Origin of the sequence: Streptomyces malaysiensis subsp. samsunensis, from assembly GCF_024519315.1 — a bacterium.
Lineage (GTDB): Bacteria > Actinomycetota > Actinomycetes > Streptomycetales > Streptomycetaceae > Streptomyces > Streptomyces malaysiensis.
On record NZ_JANIIC010000007.1, the window covers coordinates 57,836 to 73,010 of the forward strand.

The 15,175-nt window shown below is 70.5% G+C and carries 17 protein-coding genes; 9 read left to right on the forward strand and 8 right to left on the reverse strand.

Features of this window, described 5'->3' with window-relative positions; genetic code table 11:
- Window positions 1–104 precede the first annotated feature (104 nt).
- From NQU54_RS08490 to NQU54_RS08500, 3 genes are all read right to left on the reverse strand, one after another.
- A complete protein-coding gene (locus tag NQU54_RS08490; RefSeq protein WP_257630533.1) occupies window positions 105–572 on the reverse strand; it encodes a hypothetical protein in 468 nt (155 codons plus the stop codon).
- Window positions 573–687: 115 nt separating this feature from the next.
- Entirely contained in the window at window positions 688–816 is a 129-nt protein-coding gene (locus NQU54_RS08495; protein WP_257630534.1) for a hypothetical protein, read from the reverse strand.
- Between the two features lie 364 nt (window positions 817–1,180).
- Window positions 1,181–1,594 carry an ATP-binding protein gene (locus tag NQU54_RS08500; protein ID WP_257630535.1) on the reverse strand — a complete coding sequence of 138 codons (414 nt, stop codon included), beginning with the start codon at window positions 1,592–1,594 and terminating at the stop codon, window positions 1,181–1,183.
- 187 nt (window positions 1,595–1,781) lie between these two features.
- Between NQU54_RS08500 and NQU54_RS08505 the strand changes: the two genes are divergently transcribed.
- Both NQU54_RS08505 and NQU54_RS08510 read left to right on the forward strand, forming a co-directional pair.
- Window positions 1,782–3,011, forward strand: a complete 1,230-nt coding sequence (locus NQU54_RS08505; RefSeq protein ID WP_257630631.1) for an NsdA family TPR-like regulatory protein — start codon at window positions 1,782–1,784, stop codon at window positions 3,009–3,011.
- Window positions 2,996–3,535: a GNAT family N-acetyltransferase gene (locus NQU54_RS08510; RefSeq protein ID WP_306278498.1), complete on the forward strand. Its 540-nt coding sequence runs from the start codon at window positions 2,996–2,998 to the stop codon at window positions 3,533–3,535. The genes NQU54_RS08505 and NQU54_RS08510 overlap by 16 nt, the downstream gene beginning before the upstream one ends.
- A 286-nt stretch (window positions 3,536–3,821) precedes the next feature.
- Here the strand turns inward: NQU54_RS08510 and NQU54_RS08520 are convergent, their stop codons facing one another.
- Both NQU54_RS08520 and map read right to left on the reverse strand, forming a co-directional pair.
- Window positions 3,822–4,466 (reverse strand): biliverdin-producing heme oxygenase, encoded by a 645-nt coding sequence (locus NQU54_RS08520; RefSeq protein WP_257630537.1) that lies wholly within the window; start codon window positions 4,464–4,466, stop codon window positions 3,822–3,824.
- Between the two features lie 169 nt (window positions 4,467–4,635).
- Entirely contained in the window at window positions 4,636–5,493 is an 858-nt protein-coding gene (gene map, locus NQU54_RS08525) for a type I methionyl aminopeptidase (RefSeq protein WP_069869247.1), read from the reverse strand.
- Window positions 5,494–5,565: 72 nt separating this feature from the next.
- Here map and NQU54_RS08530 point away from each other — a divergent pair, with 72 nt between their 5' ends.
- The gene (locus NQU54_RS08530; protein ID WP_069869248.1) at window positions 5,566–5,790 is read left to right on the forward strand and encodes a hypothetical protein; all 225 of its coding nucleotides are present in this window, start codon (window positions 5,566–5,568) and stop codon (window positions 5,788–5,790) included.
- Between the two features lie 81 nt (window positions 5,791–5,871).
- Here NQU54_RS08530 and NQU54_RS08535 read toward each other — a convergent pair whose 3' ends face one another.
- Both NQU54_RS08535 and NQU54_RS08540 read right to left on the reverse strand, forming a co-directional pair.
- On the reverse strand, window positions 5,872–7,134 hold the full coding sequence (locus NQU54_RS08535) for an MFS transporter (protein WP_257630632.1): 1,263 nt from the start codon (window positions 7,132–7,134) through the stop codon (window positions 5,872–5,874).
- A 657-nt stretch (window positions 7,135–7,791) separates the two neighbouring features.
- Window positions 7,792–8,397 carry a hypothetical protein gene (locus NQU54_RS08540; RefSeq protein ID WP_069869249.1) on the reverse strand — a complete coding sequence of 202 codons (606 nt, stop codon included), beginning with the start codon at window positions 8,395–8,397 and terminating at the stop codon, window positions 7,792–7,794.
- A gap of 262 nt (window positions 8,398–8,659) precedes the next feature.
- On the opposite strand from NQU54_RS08540, the gene NQU54_RS08545 reads away from it, so the two are divergent.
- From NQU54_RS08545 to NQU54_RS08570, 6 genes are all read left to right on the forward strand, one after another.
- Complete coding sequence (locus NQU54_RS08545; protein WP_257630538.1) at window positions 8,660–9,787, forward strand: sialidase family protein; 1,128 nt, start codon at window positions 8,660–8,662, stop codon at window positions 9,785–9,787.
- Entirely contained in the window at window positions 9,784–11,139 is a 1,356-nt protein-coding gene (locus NQU54_RS08550) for an ABC transporter substrate-binding protein (protein WP_257630539.1), read from the forward strand. Before NQU54_RS08545 ends, NQU54_RS08550 begins: the two co-directional genes overlap by 4 nt.
- A gap of 5 nt (window positions 11,140–11,144) precedes the next feature.
- Window positions 11,145–12,077: a carbohydrate ABC transporter permease gene (locus tag NQU54_RS08555; RefSeq protein WP_257630540.1), complete on the forward strand. Its 933-nt coding sequence runs from the start codon at window positions 11,145–11,147 to the stop codon at window positions 12,075–12,077.
- Complete coding sequence (locus NQU54_RS08560) at window positions 12,074–13,069, forward strand: carbohydrate ABC transporter permease (RefSeq protein ID WP_257630541.1); 996 nt, start codon at window positions 12,074–12,076, stop codon at window positions 13,067–13,069. Before NQU54_RS08555 ends, NQU54_RS08560 begins: the two co-directional genes overlap by 4 nt.
- Before the next feature lie 47 nt (window positions 13,070–13,116).
- Window positions 13,117–13,872 (forward strand): NADPH-dependent F420 reductase, encoded by a 756-nt coding sequence (gene npdG, locus NQU54_RS08565; protein ID WP_257630542.1) that lies wholly within the window; start codon window positions 13,117–13,119, stop codon window positions 13,870–13,872.
- Window positions 13,873–13,973: 101 nt separating this feature from the next.
- Window positions 13,974–14,174, forward strand: a complete 201-nt coding sequence (locus NQU54_RS08570) for a hypothetical protein (protein ID WP_257630543.1) — start codon at window positions 13,974–13,976, stop codon at window positions 14,172–14,174.
- Between the two features lie 86 nt (window positions 14,175–14,260).
- Here the strand turns inward: NQU54_RS08570 and NQU54_RS08575 are convergent, their stop codons facing one another.
- Window positions 14,261–15,058 carry a site-2 protease family protein gene (locus NQU54_RS08575; protein ID WP_257630544.1) on the reverse strand — a complete coding sequence of 266 codons (798 nt, stop codon included), beginning with the start codon at window positions 15,056–15,058 and terminating at the stop codon, window positions 14,261–14,263.
- Window positions 15,059–15,175 lie beyond the last annotated feature (117 nt).

The following is a 15,175-nucleotide window of genomic DNA, read 5'->3' on the forward strand; positions in this document are numbered from 1 at the left end:
GACGCACGCCTCTTATGGGCGCGGCTCGTCGGATGTCGGCTTCGGTGCCGTCTTTGATGTCTTGTGTGCTCTGGGGCGGCAACGGGCGGGCCGATCGGAAGACATCAGCGCATCGGGCACGGGAGCGTCGGGCGGATGCGGTTCGGGCTGCACGCGACGACCTGCACCGAGGCGAAACCAGTACCTCGCAGGTACCACCCGCCGACGACATCACCGCCCCAGCTGAGCCGGTCATCCGCTGCCGCGAACCACTCGGACTGCCGGGCCGAGTTCTTTTCGTGGTCGGTGAGGAAGGCCGGGCTTAACTCGCTGACCTGGTCTCTGTACCAGGCGGAGGCTTTGTCGGGTGCCTCGAAGGTGGCCTTGATCATTCTGGCCGGGCGGAGCAGCCAGTGCGGTACCTCCAGCGGGGGCACCTCGCTCGCCATGAAGGCGGGGCTGGCCGCCGCGATCTGCTTCCACTCCTGGGGTGAGATGTCCTGTACGACGAGGTGTGGCGGCCGTCGGGCGGACTCGTCGTCGTATGTGCGGCGGTCTCCGGTCCAGCGGTAGCAGTGCCAGTGAGCTGGCATGGGTGGGGGCGGAGCGGTCATTCGGGGTACCTCCTGGCAGTGGGAGCGGTCCGCCCCGGCCGGGCAGAGATCCGTCCGGGGCGGACCGCCGCTTACCTATGGCGCTTGACGCTGGTTACCTCGCGTACTGGCGGCCGTCGTCCGAGTCGCCGGGTGCCCCGCCACTCGGTGACGGGGCGTCCGTGTCCGGCATGGTGTCGCCGTCTTCCGGGTCCTGGCGGACGACGGCATGCTGTAATCGCATGGGCTCTCCTGTGAGTTCACTCGCGCAGAGGTGTCCCCGCGCGATGGCGCGGTGCTCGTCCCGGCCACTGGCCTGCAAGCGGGAGGCCGGGGCGAGCTTTCCTGAGTGGGGACTCCGGCGTTGCGATCCCCAAATCGGGGCCGGAGCCTTGCCCTGCGGCGGCTACGCCTGGGCTGCGCCTACCGCAGGGGCCTTGGAGGGCGGGCCGCTGGGGCCGTCGTCCGGTACGGGGGCCCGGAGCCCAGCGACCCACCCGGTCTATGCGGCGGCCTCGGTCTGCTCGCCGCCCGCCATCAGCAGCGCTCCTGCGGCCTGGCCCAGAACGCCGTGATGAGGCCAAGCGGGCAGTGGACGCTACGGATGATCAATCGCACGTCATCTCCCCCCAGACCTGCTTGCCCCAGCGGTACCGGTCCGTCCCCCATCGGTCGGTGAGGGCGTCGACCAACAGCAGCCCCCGGCCCCGGGTGTTGTCGCCATTGGAGTCCGTCCGCAGGTAGGGAACGTTGCGGGAGCGGTCCACAACGCCGAAGCGGACCAACGCCTCGGAAGGCCGGGTGACGACGACCCGGATCGACTCCAGACGGGCGTGGTCCACGGCGTTGGAGACCAGTTCGGTGATGACCAGCGCGGCGTCCTCTATCAGGCCCTCCTGCCCCCAGGCGGCCAGTGCGGCCCGCACCAGCTTGCGGGCGGCCTCCGCGCTCTCCGGTACGCGGCGCATGGTCTGGGAGTACCCGGGGTGCCCCGTGGGGCGAGGTGTAGCGGTCACGGACATCAGGACCTCGGTGGGTGCGAAGTGAGCGGCCTTGCCCGAGTGAACGACGGCTCGCCGCGCGAGGGGAGGTAATACCCATCGGGTGTGCAAACCGCCCAACCGGAAATTCTCGGCCGAGTCCCCTCACGGAGGGGGCTTACGTGACTACGGTGGGTACGTGGAGGGGAACGAAAACCTCATCGGCGCCATGCGCGAGAGCGGGCTCACTCAGGCCGGGTTGGCGGATGCGGTGAACACTCATCTGCACCGCGACGGCTACGAAGGCACGGTCAGCGACCGGACGGTTCGCAACTGGCTGACCGGAAAGACCCGTTGGCCGCACGCTCGGCAGCGGGCAGCCTTAGGGGCAGTATTCGGATGTACGGCCGAAGAACTGGGATTCGTCCCACCGGCCCGAAGATGCCCTGCCACAGAACCGGAGGATCCCGTGAGGCGCAGGAACTTCCTGACCGCCACCACCGGTACGACGGCCGCGGTCGCCGTCCCTCTCGTCGCACAGCACTCCGTAGGCACCTCGGACGTGATGCGGCTCCGTTCCGGTGTGGATGCCCTGGTGGCCCTGGACGCCGCACGGGGAGGTCACGACGAATTACAACGCAGGGCCCTTGCCGGGGCGGCCGAGGCGCTGGAGAAGCAGAAGCTGGGCGCCTCCCAGCGCATCCGCCAGCGGCTGTTCAGCGTGGCCGCCGACTACACGTCCATGGCCGCTTGGTCCGCTATCGACGCTCGGCAGATGGACCGGGCCTCCGAACTCCTGGGCCACGCCCTGTATCTGGCCGGGATGGCCAAGGATCCCGTTGCCGAGATGCGGGTCTGGAACTCGTACGCGATGCTCTTGCACCACCAGAACGAGTACACAGAAGCCGTCGACGCCGCCTATGCGGCCCAGGGAACGGCCATCGCCCGGCGCCAGCCGTTCTTCGCCTCACTGGCGCACGCCAGGACGGCCATCGGCCACGCGAATCTCGGAGACCGACAAGCCGCCCTGCGTTCCCTGGGACACGCACAGGAGGCCCTGGGCAAGGCGGACATGGACGAACCCACGCCGTCGTGGATCGCCTTCTACGGGCCTGCTGAGCTGATGGCCCTGACAGCCATCGTCCGCGATCGCATCGGGGACGCGGCCGAGTCCGAGGCCGCCTCCCACGCGGCCCTGGCCACCATCCCGAAGGGGTTCCGCAGGAACCGGGCCATGGCAACTGCCCGGCTTGCCTTGGCCCAGCTCCATCAGCGCGACGTGGAACAGGCGTGCGCCACCGCCTCAACAGTCTTCACGCTGATGTCCGGCCACCCGATCCCCGGACGGATGCGATCTCTCCTCGGCGACTACTACCGGGACTTGATCACCCTTGCCCCTCATGCCTCGATCGCCCGAGAGTGGGGCGATCGATACCGAACTGAATGGAGCCGACTGTGAGCGCCGCTGGCCTGGACATCCGCCACTTCGGGCACGACGACCTGGCGGACATCCGTCAGACGATCATCGATCTGCACGCCGCAGCGGCGGGCCCCGACCGGGACGACGATTTCAAGAAGAAGTTCCCCTGGTTCGTGGACCACTGGGGTGGCCACCCGGAGTTCTCCTGTGTGATCGCCTTCGACGGCGACAAGGCAGTGGGTTTCGCGTACGGCGCCCCGGCCAACCCTGGTCGTGAGTGGTGGCGCGAGTACCTCGACCCGGCGCCGGAGAAGGAGTTGACCTTCTCGTACTCCGAGCTGGCCGTGATCCCGGAGTGGCGGAAGCAGGGCGTGGCCGAGCGGCTGACCCGCACGTTGATGGCAGGGCGGGACGAGGTCCTCGTGGTCCTGCTCGTGGACCCCGACCACCCCCGGGTCCAGGCCCTGTACGAGTCCTGGGGCTTCCGCAAGGTGGGGGAGCGCCAGCCCTTCCCCGACTCCCCGGTCTACGCCGTCATGCTCGCCGAGCTGCCCCTGTCCTGACCTCGAACGCACAAAAGCGCCCCCCGACTGACGGCCGATGGCGCCAAGGCGTTCGGCGGCTTCTACGCGGCGGGCGAGGCCCTCGGCTCGGTCACCGTCACCGTCGCCCTCGACGAGGACGCCGACCTGCCCGGCGGCACCGGTGGAGGCACTGGCGGCGACACGGGCGGAGGTCCCGACACCCGGCGGATCCTGACGGGTCCGTCACAACAGGCCGCCCGCGCTCACCGATTCCTCCTGCCCGGTGGGCGCGGATTTCGGAGCGCGGGCTTCGCAGTCGCCCCGCTCAAGCGCTGAGCCGGAACTCCTCGGCCAGATCCTGGAAGATCCCCGCGTTCAGCGCGTACGCGCGCTTGCACTCCTCCACGGCGCGCTGCTTCTCCAGGTCGTCCACCGGCAGCGCGTCCAGCAGTGCGCGGTATTCGCGCTTGAACGCGGCGGGGTTGCCGATCGACTCGAAGACGTAGAACCGCACGCCGTCGCCCTTGCGGTCGAAGCCCCAGGTCTTCTCCGCCGTGTCCCGGACGATCTGGCCGCCGGACAGATCGCCCATATAGCGGGTGTAGTGGTGGGCGACATAGCCCGCCGGCCAGTCACGGGCGCACTCCGCCACCCGCTCCGCGTACGCCGCCGTGGCGGGCAGCGCGGTCAGGTCGGTGCGCCAGTCCGGGCCGCCGAGATGGGCCAGATCGCGCTCCAGCTCGGCCATGCGGGCCAGCTCCGGCCGGAGGAACGGGCCCGCCACGGGGTCCGCGGCGAGCGCGTCGGCCGGGGACTCCAGGGCGCGGTAGACGAACCACAGCTGCTCCGAGTAGCGCCGGTAGGCCGCCACCCCCAGGCGCCCGCCGAGCAGGTCGGTCATGAACGACGAGCTCCCGACGTCCGAGTGCGCTTCCCGTGAGGCGGTGCGTATCAGGGCGGAGAACTCCACGGTGGACCTCCGGGGCCGAGGCGAGTAGGTTAGCCTTACCTAAGTAGAGACCGCTGGCTACGTCAATGCTTTCCCGACAGGCTGTCGGTAAAACTGCCCGCAGAGGAATAAGGGGCCCTCGGTAAGGCCCCGCTACTCGCCCCGCTACTCGCCAGAACCCGTCAGCCCACTACGGCAGGGTGAGGATCTCCGCTCCGGAGTCCGTCACCACCAGCGTGTGCTCGAACTGCGCCGTCCGCTTGCGGTCCTTGGTGACCACGGTCCAGCCGTCGTCCCACATGTCGTACTCATGGGTGCCGAGCGTCAGCATCGGCTCGATGGTGAAGGTCATCCCCGGCTTGATCTCGGTGGTGTGATGCGGGCTGTCGTAGTGCGGCACGATCAGACCGGAGTGGAACGAGCTGTTGATCCCGTGGCCGGTGAAGTCGCGGACCACGCCGTAGCCGAAGCGCTTGGCGTACGACTCGATGACCCGGCCGATGATGTTGATCCGGCGGCCCGGCTTGACGGCCTTGATCGCGCGGTTGAGGGACTCGCGGGTGCGCTCCACGAGCAGCCGCGACTCCTCGTCCACCTCACCGCACAGATACGTGGCGTTGTTGTCCCCGTGCACCCCGCCGATGTAGGCGGTGACGTCGAGGTTCACGATGTCGCCGTCCTTGAGGACGGTGGTGTCCGGGATGCCGTGGCAGATGACCTCGTTGACCGAGGTGCACAGCGACTTGGGGAACTTGCGGTAGCCCAGCGTCGAGGGGTACGCGCCGTGGTCGCACATGTACTCATGGGCCACCCGGTCCAGCTCGTCCGTGGTGACCCCCGGCGCGATCAGCTTGGCGGCCTCCTCCATCGCCCGTGCGGCGATCCGCCCCGCGATCCGCATGCGCTCGATCGTTTCGGCGTCCTGGACCTCGGGTCCGTCATAGGGCGTCGGGCCCTCTTTACCGACGTACTCCGGACGCGGGATCGAAGCGGGGACGGAGCGGGTGGGGGAGAGCTTCCCCGGGACTAGAAGCGACTGGCCAGACATATCAGCGAGTGTATCGGCGGCGCATGGGGCAGCATGGCCGCAAGGGAGTACGAGCGGAAGGTCGGGGCCGGGATGGCGCTGTTCAGAAGAGGGACCGCCGGGAAGCCCGGCGAGTGGTACTACTGCATCAAGCACCAGAAGGTCGAGGAGGGCCCGGAGTGCCGCGCCGCCGACCGCCTCGGCCCGTACGCCTCCCCCGAGGAGGCCGCCCGCGCGATGGAAACGGCGCGCGAGCGCAACGAGGAGTGGCGAAACGACCCCCGCTGGCGCGACGACGAACCCCCGGCGGCGGACTGAGGCGCTCTTCCGCCCTCCGAAGTCCCAGGGCGGGCCCGACGCCTCCGGCCCGGCCCTTGAGCCCCCGGACCCCGCGGGGGATCAGCCCGGGGTGGGGTTGAGTTCCCGTGACTCGCGTACCTGGCGGGCGTGTTCGTCCGTCCGGGCGTCGTAGCTCATCAGTCGGGGCAGGGCCAGTGCCAGGAGGCCGACCGAGGCGACGCAGGCCACTCCGCCGGACCATACCGAGGCCCGTACGCCTGTCCACCCGGCCATGGACCCGGCCCGGACCTGGCCCAGTTGGGGGCCGGTCGCGTAGGACAGCAGCTCTATGCCGGCCAGTCGGCCGCGCAGCTTCTCGGGGATCGTCTGGTTCCACAGCGTCGAGCGGAACAGCCCGCTGATCATGTCCCCGCCGCCCGCCACCGCCAGGCACAGCAGCACCAGCCAGACGTTGGACAGCCAGCCTGCCGCCGCCATGGCCAGGCCCCAGACCGCAGCGCCCGCGACCACCATCCGGCCGTGGCGGTGGATCCGGGCCGTCCAGCCGCTGGTCGCGCTGACCGCCACCGAACCGACCGACCCCGCCGCGTACATCAGGCCGAGCGCCCAGGGCGCGTCCAGATCGTCGGCGAGGAAGGGGAAGATCGCGTTCGGGAAGGCGAAGAACATGGCGGCCATGTCCACCGCGTAGGTGCCCAGCAGCTCCTTGCGCCGCCACGCGTAGCGCGCGCCCTCCCCGATCGCGCGCAGCGACGGCGGTTCGGCGTCGTGCGCGGGCGGGGTGGCGGTCAGCCGGAGGGCCAGGAGTCCGGAGACGGCGAAGGTCAGCAGATCGAGGCCGTAGGCGAGCGGCAGTCCGGCGTACGCCACGACGACCCCGGCGAGCGAGGGCCCCGCGATGGCGGACAGCTGCCAGCGCAGCGCGTTGAGCGCGGCGGCCGCGGTCAGCTGGCCGTGCGGGACGATACGGGCCACCACCGCGTCGATGGCGGGGCGCTGGAGCCCGGTCAGCGCGCTGGTCAGCGCGGCCACCACGTACAGCGGCCACAGCATGGGATCCGGCAGCAGGCTGTTGACCAGCAGCAGCGCGGCGAGCAGCCCGAGCCCGGCCTCGGTCAGCAGGATCAGCCGCCGCCGGTCCACGGCGTCGGCCAGCGCGCCGCCGTACAGCCCGAAGACGATCAGCGGCACCAGTTCGACCGCCCCGATCGCGCCGACCGCGGCGGCGGAGCCCGTCAACTCCTTGATCTGGAGCGGCAGCGCCACCATCGTCAGGAAGCTGCCGAAGGCGGTCACCAGTCCCGCGGTCCACAGCAGCCGGAAGTCGCGCGAGGAGTGCCAGGGGGCGAGGTCGGGCAGCAGCGCGCGGGCCCGGGGCGCGCGGCGCGTACGACGCGCACGGCGCGCCGGAGGGTCGTCCTGGTCGGTCAAGGTCACGAGGTGACATCGTCCGGCGGGGCCGCCGAACCGGGCAACCGAATTACGGTCGGTGGGCGCCTTACGGGCCATGCGGCGCCTTGCGGGCCATGCGGGGCCTTGCGGGCCATGCGGGGCCTTGCGGAGATGGCCGTCTTACGGTCCGTGGGCGCCTTACGGGCGGCGTGACGCCCTTACGGGGGCCATGCGCGCCTTACGGCCCGTGGGGACCGGGGCCCGTGTGGCGCCTGACGGCAGGCGGGGGCCTCGGCCCCGCGGGGCGCCGTCAGGAGTGCGTGGGCGGGGCACCGTCACGAGTGCGCCGAGGGGCGCCGTCACGAGTGCGCGGGCGGGCTCGCCGTCAGGAGTGCGGGCGGGTGGCCCACCCCCGCCCGTACGGCCCGTACGCGCCCTCACCGGTGTGCGGGCCGGAGCGACGCTCACCAGTGCGCGGGCCGGACCGACCCTCACCGGTGTGCGCGCCGGGGTGACCCTCACGAGCGTGCGGGCCCGTACGCGCCCTCACCAGTGCGTGCACCGGAGCGACCCTCACCAGTGCGCGGGCCAGGGTGACCCTCACCAGTGCGCGCACCGGAGCGGCCCTCACCAGTGCGTGGGCGGCGGCGCCGCCAGGTGTTCGGCCAGGCGGGCCAGCCGGTCCTGGAAGCGGCGGCGGCCGGGGCGCGGCAGGCTGTTCTCCCCGGCAGCCGCGCTGACCAGGTGCTGGAGGGTGTCGAGGCCGAGTTCGCCGCCCTCGGGGGCGGACAGCGCGTCATGGGCCAGGGTGTGCAGTTCGGTGTCGCCGCCGTCGAGGGCGAGCACGGTCGCCCCGCCCCGGCGGGCGTCGTTCACCCGCTCGAGCAGCCCCGCCCCGGGGTCGTCCGGCGCGACCACCAGCAGGGTCTCCCCGCGGCCCGCCCCCTCCAGCCGCCCGAGGCCGACCGCCAGATGCGCGGGCACCGCGCCGCCCTCCGGCACCCGGTGGCGGACGAGGGTGGGGGACAGCTCGGGCAGTCCGGACCAGGCCGCCTCGTCGTCGAGGTGCGCGGCCAGGTGCCACGGTTCGTAACTCTCGCTGCCGACCAGCAGCAGTCCCCCCTCGCGCGGCCCGACCGCGGCCCGCAGCGAACCCGCGAAGCGGCGGGTGGCCTGGAGCCATTCGGTTCCGGCGAGGACTTCGCGCAGCAGCGCGACCCTTACGGCGTCCATGGCATCCGGATCCTGCCCCGGCCGGCGCCCCGGCGGGCGCGATTCGGGCCCGGCTCACCCGTTCGGGGCATATGCGGCAGGCATGCCGTCAATCGAGCCCCCGCCCGGCGGCCGTTTGTGCTCCTTTCCGCGTCTCCAACTGTTCATGCGCCGTCTCTTGACGCTCTGTGAGGCAAACCCTAAGGTCGCCGGACACAAGGGACGTCCTACGTCCTATTTTTCTGACTCGGCACTCGATTGCGACGGGGCATCGGGAGGTCTGATGACAGTCGGTACGGGGGCGGCACGCTCGTACGAGGTGTCCGTTCCATTCCGGTCGGGAACCGAGGGGTACGCGAGCTACCGGATTCCGGCGGTCGTGCCGACCCACGCCGGAACCGTCCTCGCCTTCGCCGAGGGCCGGGTGGACTCCTCCGCCGACTACGGCCATATCGACCTGGTGCTCAAGCGGTCGGCCGACGGCGGGCGGACCTGGGGCGCGTTACAGATCGTCGCCCGCAACGAGGACGGAACGGCGGGCAACCCCGCCCCCGTCGTCCTCGACGGCGGTCCCCACGACGGCCGCGTCCTGCTGGTGCACATCCGCAGCGCCGCCTCCGCCACCGAGGACCGGATCCGGCGCGGTGAGGTGAGCGCGGCCGACGGACGGCGGGTGTGGCTGACGTACAGCGATGACGAGGGCGCGAGCTGGAGCGGGGCCCGCGAGATCACCGCGAGCACCAAACGGCCCGAATGGCGCTGGTACGCCACCACCCCCGGCCATGCCCTCCAGCTGCGGTACGGCGCCCACGCGGGCCGGATCGTCATCCCCGGCAACCACTCCCTGCCGCCGACCGTCCCCGGGGACGACGGCACCGAGGGGCGGTACAACGGCGGCCACGATCTGCTCAGCGACGACGACGGCGCCACCTGGCGGATCGGGTACGTGGACGACAACCCCGACGGCTATGTCAACGTCAACGAGACCACCGCCGCCCAACTCCCCGACGGCCGCGTCTACTTCAACACCCGCACCGACGCGGAGGCGCCCGGCAACCGCGCCGACGCCCACTCCGGCGACGGCGGCGCCACCCTGGACCTGCCCTTCCGGCCGCAGGCCGGTCTGGTCGCCCCCGTGGTCGAGGGCAGTGTGCTGCACCTCGGCGAACCGGACGCGCTGCTCTTCTCCGGCCCCGCCGATCCCGCGTACCGGGCGCTGATGACCGTCCGCACCAGCGATGACGGCGGTGTCACCTGGCGTCCCACGCACACCGTGAACGGCCTGCCCGCCGCCTACTCCGATCTGGTCCGGCTCGATGACGCCACGGTCGGACTGCTCTACGAGACCGGCGACTTCAGCGCCTACTCGACCATCACATTCCGGCGCATTCCGACGGAGGGGCTGGTATGAGCGATACCGCAGGAAACGGGAACACTTGGCCGTCCGGGACGCCCCGCCGTGCCGTCCTCGGCGGTGCGGCCGCCGCGGCCGCCGGGTTCGCCCTCGCGGGCTGCGGCTCGGACGACGACGGGGGCGATGAGCCCAAGGGACGCGAGAAGGGCCAGAAGATCACCCTGACCTTCTGGTCCTGGGTGCCGGGCATCGACAAGCCGGTCGCCCTGTGGAACAGCAAGAACCCCGAGGTACGGGTCGAGGTCGAGAAGGTCTCGGCCGTCGACGGCGCCCAGTACGCCAAGATGCACGCCGCCATCAAGGCGGGCAATCCGCCGGACCTCGGTCAGGTCGAATACCCGGTCGTGCCCAGCTTCCTCATCGACAACGGGCTGCTGGACCTGACCAAGTACGGGGTCGCCGAGCACAAGGACATGTTCATCGGCTGGCAGTGGCAGCAGTCGGTCTTCGGCAAGGCCGTCTACGCCGTACCGCAGGCGTCCGGTCCGATGGGCCTGTTCATCCGTCAGGACCTCTTCGAGAAGTGGGACATAGAACCGCCCACCACCTGGGACGACTACGAGGCGGCGGCCACGGCGATCCGTGAGAAGGGCGCCTGGATCGAGACCTTCTCGGCCACCAACGGCAACCGCTTCGCCGGGCTGGCCTGGCAGGCCGGGGCGCGCTGGTTCGGCTCCGAGGGCGACACCTGGACCGTCTCCATCGACGACGAGCCCACCCGTAAGGTCGCCGACTACTGGTACGAACTGGTCCGGCGGAAGCTCATCAAGACCATCCCGGACCGGCAGAACGCCTGGTACAAGGATGTCCAGACCGGTGCCATGGCCGCCTGGCTCGGCGCCAGCTGGGGCGACGCCCTGCTGGTCGGCAACGCCCCCAAGACCGCGGGCAAGTGGCGTGTGGTGCCCATGCCGCAGTGGAAGAAGGGCGACGCCGCCTACGCCAACTGGGGCGGTTCCACCACCGCGGTCTTCGCCAAGACCAAATACCCCAAGGACGCGCTGGCCTTCGCGATCTGGCTCAACACCGACCCCGAGTCCATCAAGCTCCTGATCGAGAACGGCTATGGCACCCCGGGCGCCAAACAGGGGTACACCACCGTCCAGCTCGATGTGCACAAGGACTTCTTCGGCGGCCAGGAGTACAGCGAGGTCTTCGACGAGGCGAGCAAGGGCGTGGACACCAACTGGAAGTGGGGACCCGCCACGGACACCCTCTACCAGCGGCTCGGCGACGCCTTCACGGCGGCCATCGGGGACGGCTCCTCCTTCCGCTCGGTGCTGAAGAAGGTGCAGGGCGAGACGATCAGCGATCTGAAGGAAAAGGGCCTCCAGGTGAAGGCCGGGTGAGGCCGATGAGAGGGGTGCCCCGCCGCCTCACCCGGGCCGAGGCACGCAGCGTCCGGGCGGCGTCCGGGTTTCTGCTGCCCTTCCTCGCCCTCTTCCTGCTGTGCTTCATCGCCCCCGTCGGCTACGCCCTCTACGAAAGCCTGCTGAAGGTCGAGCGCACCGGGCCGCTCGGCCTCGGCGGGGAGACCAAACAGGTGTGGGCGGGCCTGTCCAACTACGTCCACGCCCTGGAGGACGACCGGTTCACGGCGGGCTTCGGGCGGGTGCTGCTCTTCGGCGCCGTCCAGATCCCGGTGATGATCGCCCTCGCCACCGGGCTGGCGCTGCTGCTGGACGCGGCCTCCGCACGCTGGGTCGGCTTCTTCCGGACCGCCTTCTTCCTGCCGTACGGCGTGCCCGGTGTGATCGCCTCGATCCTGTGGGGCTTCCTCTACGTCCCCGGGATCAGCCCGCTGGTGGAGATGGCCCATTCGGCGGGCTGGGACGTGGACTTCCTGGGTCGCGGGGCGGTGCTGTGGTCCATCGCCAACATCGTCACCTGGCAGTTCACCGGCTACAACATGCTGGTGCTGATCGCCCAGCTCAAGGCCGTACCCGGCGAGCTGTACGAGGCGGCGCGGATCGACGGAGCCAGTGCCTGGCAGGTCGCCCGGCACATCAAACTCCCGCTGATCCGGCCCGCGCTCGTGCTCACCACCGTCTTCAGCCTCATCGGCACCCTCCAGCTCTTCGCCGAACCGAAGGTGCTCAAACCGCTCAGCAACTCCATCGACTCCGGCTACACCCCCAATCTGGCCGCCTACAACGAGGCGTTCACCAGCAACAACCAGCACATCGCGGCGGCCGAGGCGGTGCTGCTCGCCCTCGTCGCCTGCGTCCTGTCCTTCGGATTCCTCAGGCTCGTGGGACAGCGGGGGAAGGACGGCGAGAGCGGATGAACGAGGCGAACGACCTGGCGGGCGGCGCGGTCGCCGACCAGCCCACCGGCGCGGCCGCACCCGGGCAGGCGCCCGAGACGGCCCCGTCCGGCGCCCGGCCCGGTGCGGGCCGCCGCCGCGCGGCGCGGGGCCGGGCGGGCCGCGGCGGGTCGGAACCCCCGTTGCGGCACCGGATCATCACCGTCTCGCTGCTCACCGTGGCCGCCATCTACTTCCTGACCCCGGTCTACTGGCTCGTCGTCTCCTCCACCAAGTCCAGCAGCGATCTCTTCGGCACCTTCGGCTTCTGGTTCCACGACCCGCATCCGCTGGACTATCTGCACCGGGTGCTCACCTACGACGACGGCATCTACGTCCGCTGGTTCGCCAACAGCCTGATGTACGCGGGCGTCGGCGCGCTCGCCGCCACCCTGATGTCGGCCGCGGCCGGGTACGCCCTGGCCAAGTACCGCTTCCCCGGCCGGGAGGGGATCTTCAACGTCATCCTGGCCGGAGTGCTCATCCCGGGCACGGCGCTCGCCCTCCCGCTCTATCTGCTGTTCAGCGAGATCGGGCTGGCCAACACCTACTGGGCCGTGCTGATCCCCAGCGTCGTCAGCCCCTTCGGGGTCTATCTGTGCCGGATCTACGCGGCCGCCGCCGTCCCGGACTCGCTCCTGGAGGCGGCGCGGATCGACGGCGCGGGGGAGGCCCGGATCTTCTCCACGCTGGGGCTGCGGCTGATGACCCCGGCGCTGGTCACCGTCTTCCTGTTCCAGTTCGTGCACATCTGGAACAACTTCTTTCTGCCGCTGGTCATGCTCTCCGACTCCGATCTCTATCCGATCCAGCTCGGCCTGACGTCCTGGCAGGGGTACGCGGACCGGCAGCCGGAGCTGTACCAGTACACGGTCGGCGGGGCGTTCCTGTCCGTGCTGCCGCTGATGGTGCTGATGGGCGTACTCCAGCGGTACTGGCGCACAGGGCTGACGGAGGGGAGTGTCAAAGCGTAAGAGACGTCACCGTGAAGGTGGCGGCGGTGCGTGACAGGATCACTGTCATGACTACTCCTGATGCACCTCATGCCGCTCATGCTGCGAATCCCGAGTACGGCGCCCCCGCGAAGAAGGCTCCCGCCAAGGACCCCTGGGACCTCCCCGACGTGGCCGGGCTGACCGTCGGCGTCCTGGGCGGCACCGGTGACCAGGGCCGCGGCCTCGCCTACCGGCTGGCCAGGGCCGGTCAGAAGGTGATCATCGGCTCCCGGGTCGCCGAGCGCGCGCAGACCGCGGCGCGGGAGCTGGGCGGCGCGGAGCTCGGCGTCGAGGGCGCGGACAACGCCGAGTGCTCGCGCCGCAGCGACATCGTCATCGTGGCCGTCCCCTGGGACGGCCACGCCAAGACGCTGGAGGGACTGCGCGAGGAGCTGGCCGGGAAGCTGGTCATCGACTGCGTCAACCCGCTGGGCTTCGACAAGAAGGGCGCGTACGCCCTGACGCCGGACGAGGGCAGCGCCGCCGAGCAGGCCGCCGCCCTGCTCCCGGACTCCCGGGTCACCGCGGCCTTCCACCACCTCTCGGCCGTGCTGCTCCAAGACCCCGAGGTCGAGCAGATCGACACCGATGTGATGGTCCTGGGCGAGTCCCGCGCCGACACGGACCTGGTCCAGGCGCTCGCGGCCCGCATCCCCGGTATGCGCGGCGTCTACGCGGGCCGGCTGCGCAACGCCCACCAGGTGGAGTCCCTGGTCGCCAACCTGATCTCGGTCAACCGCCGCTACAAGGCTCACGCGGGCCTGCGCGTCACGGATGTCTGAGGGGCCCACCCGACCGCGGACACCCGGGGCGCCCGGCCCCTCCGGCGGTGCATGGGGGACAATGTCGGGGAGTGACACACCCCCCGACAGGAGCCGACCCCATGCCCCGCCTCGCCCTCTACACCCTGGCCGTCTGCGTCCTCGCGATCGCCGCGGCCGTCGTGTCCTTCGCACGGGGAAGCTGGCTCGGCATCGTCTGGATCCTGATCGCCGGTATCTCGTCCAACATGGCCTGGTACTACCTCCGCAAGGCCCGCGCCGACCGCGAGGCAGACCGCGAGCACACGGGCGCCGCGAGCTGAGCCCGCGGCCGCGGGCCGGGGTCCAGGGGCGGAGCCCATGGTTACGGGAAGGGGCGGGGAGGGGAACAACCCGCCGCAGGCGCTCCCTACGAGCGGAATCCGGCGATATCGGGCTCGCCCTGCCAGAAGCGGAAGAACTCCTGACCCCAGTAGGTGTCCCACTCCGTGACGCCCAGGGCCCGCATCAGCGCGTCGACCGCGTTGAAGAACGCCTGGTTGACCTCGGGTATCCACAGGATGCCGAAGACCGCGAGCAGTCCGAACGGCGCGTACGGCTCGACCTGGCGCCGGATGCGGTAGGACAGCCAGGGCTCGATCACCCCGTAACCGTCCAGGCCCGGCACCGGCAGGAAGTTCAAAATCGCCGCCGTGACCTGGAGCAGCGCCAGGAAGGCGAGGGCATAGCGGAAGAGCTCCGGCACCTGGTCGGTGGCGCCGAGCCAGAACGGGGCGGTCAGCGCGGCCGCGAACAGCACGTTCGTCAGCGGGCCCGCGGCCGAGATCACACTGTGCTTCCAGCGGCCCTGGATCCGGTGCCGCTCGATGAACACCGCCCCGCCCGGCAGCCCGATCCCGCCCATGATCACGAAGATCACGGGCAGCACGATGCTCAGCGCCACATGGGTGTACTTCAGCGGGTTGAGGGTCAGATAGCCCTTCGCGCCGATCGACAGATCCCCGCCGTGCAGCGCGGTGCGGGCATGGGCGTACTCATGCAGACAGAGCGAGACGACCCAGCCGGAGACGACGAACAGAAAGACGGCGAAGCCGGGGCTCGCGGAGTACTCCGTCCACACGGCCCACGCGGACACGACCATGATCGCGAACAGACCGAGGAAGACGGGGCTGATGCGCCGGTCGCGGCGGCTGATGGCGGTGGTCATCGGGTGGGGTCTCCATACGGGGAGTGGGCGCTGACGGAAGAACGGTGATCAGTGTGCGCGGAGTTCCGTGCGAGAGGGAGCAGACGTGATCAGCGCCACGCGGGCGGGGTGCCCAGC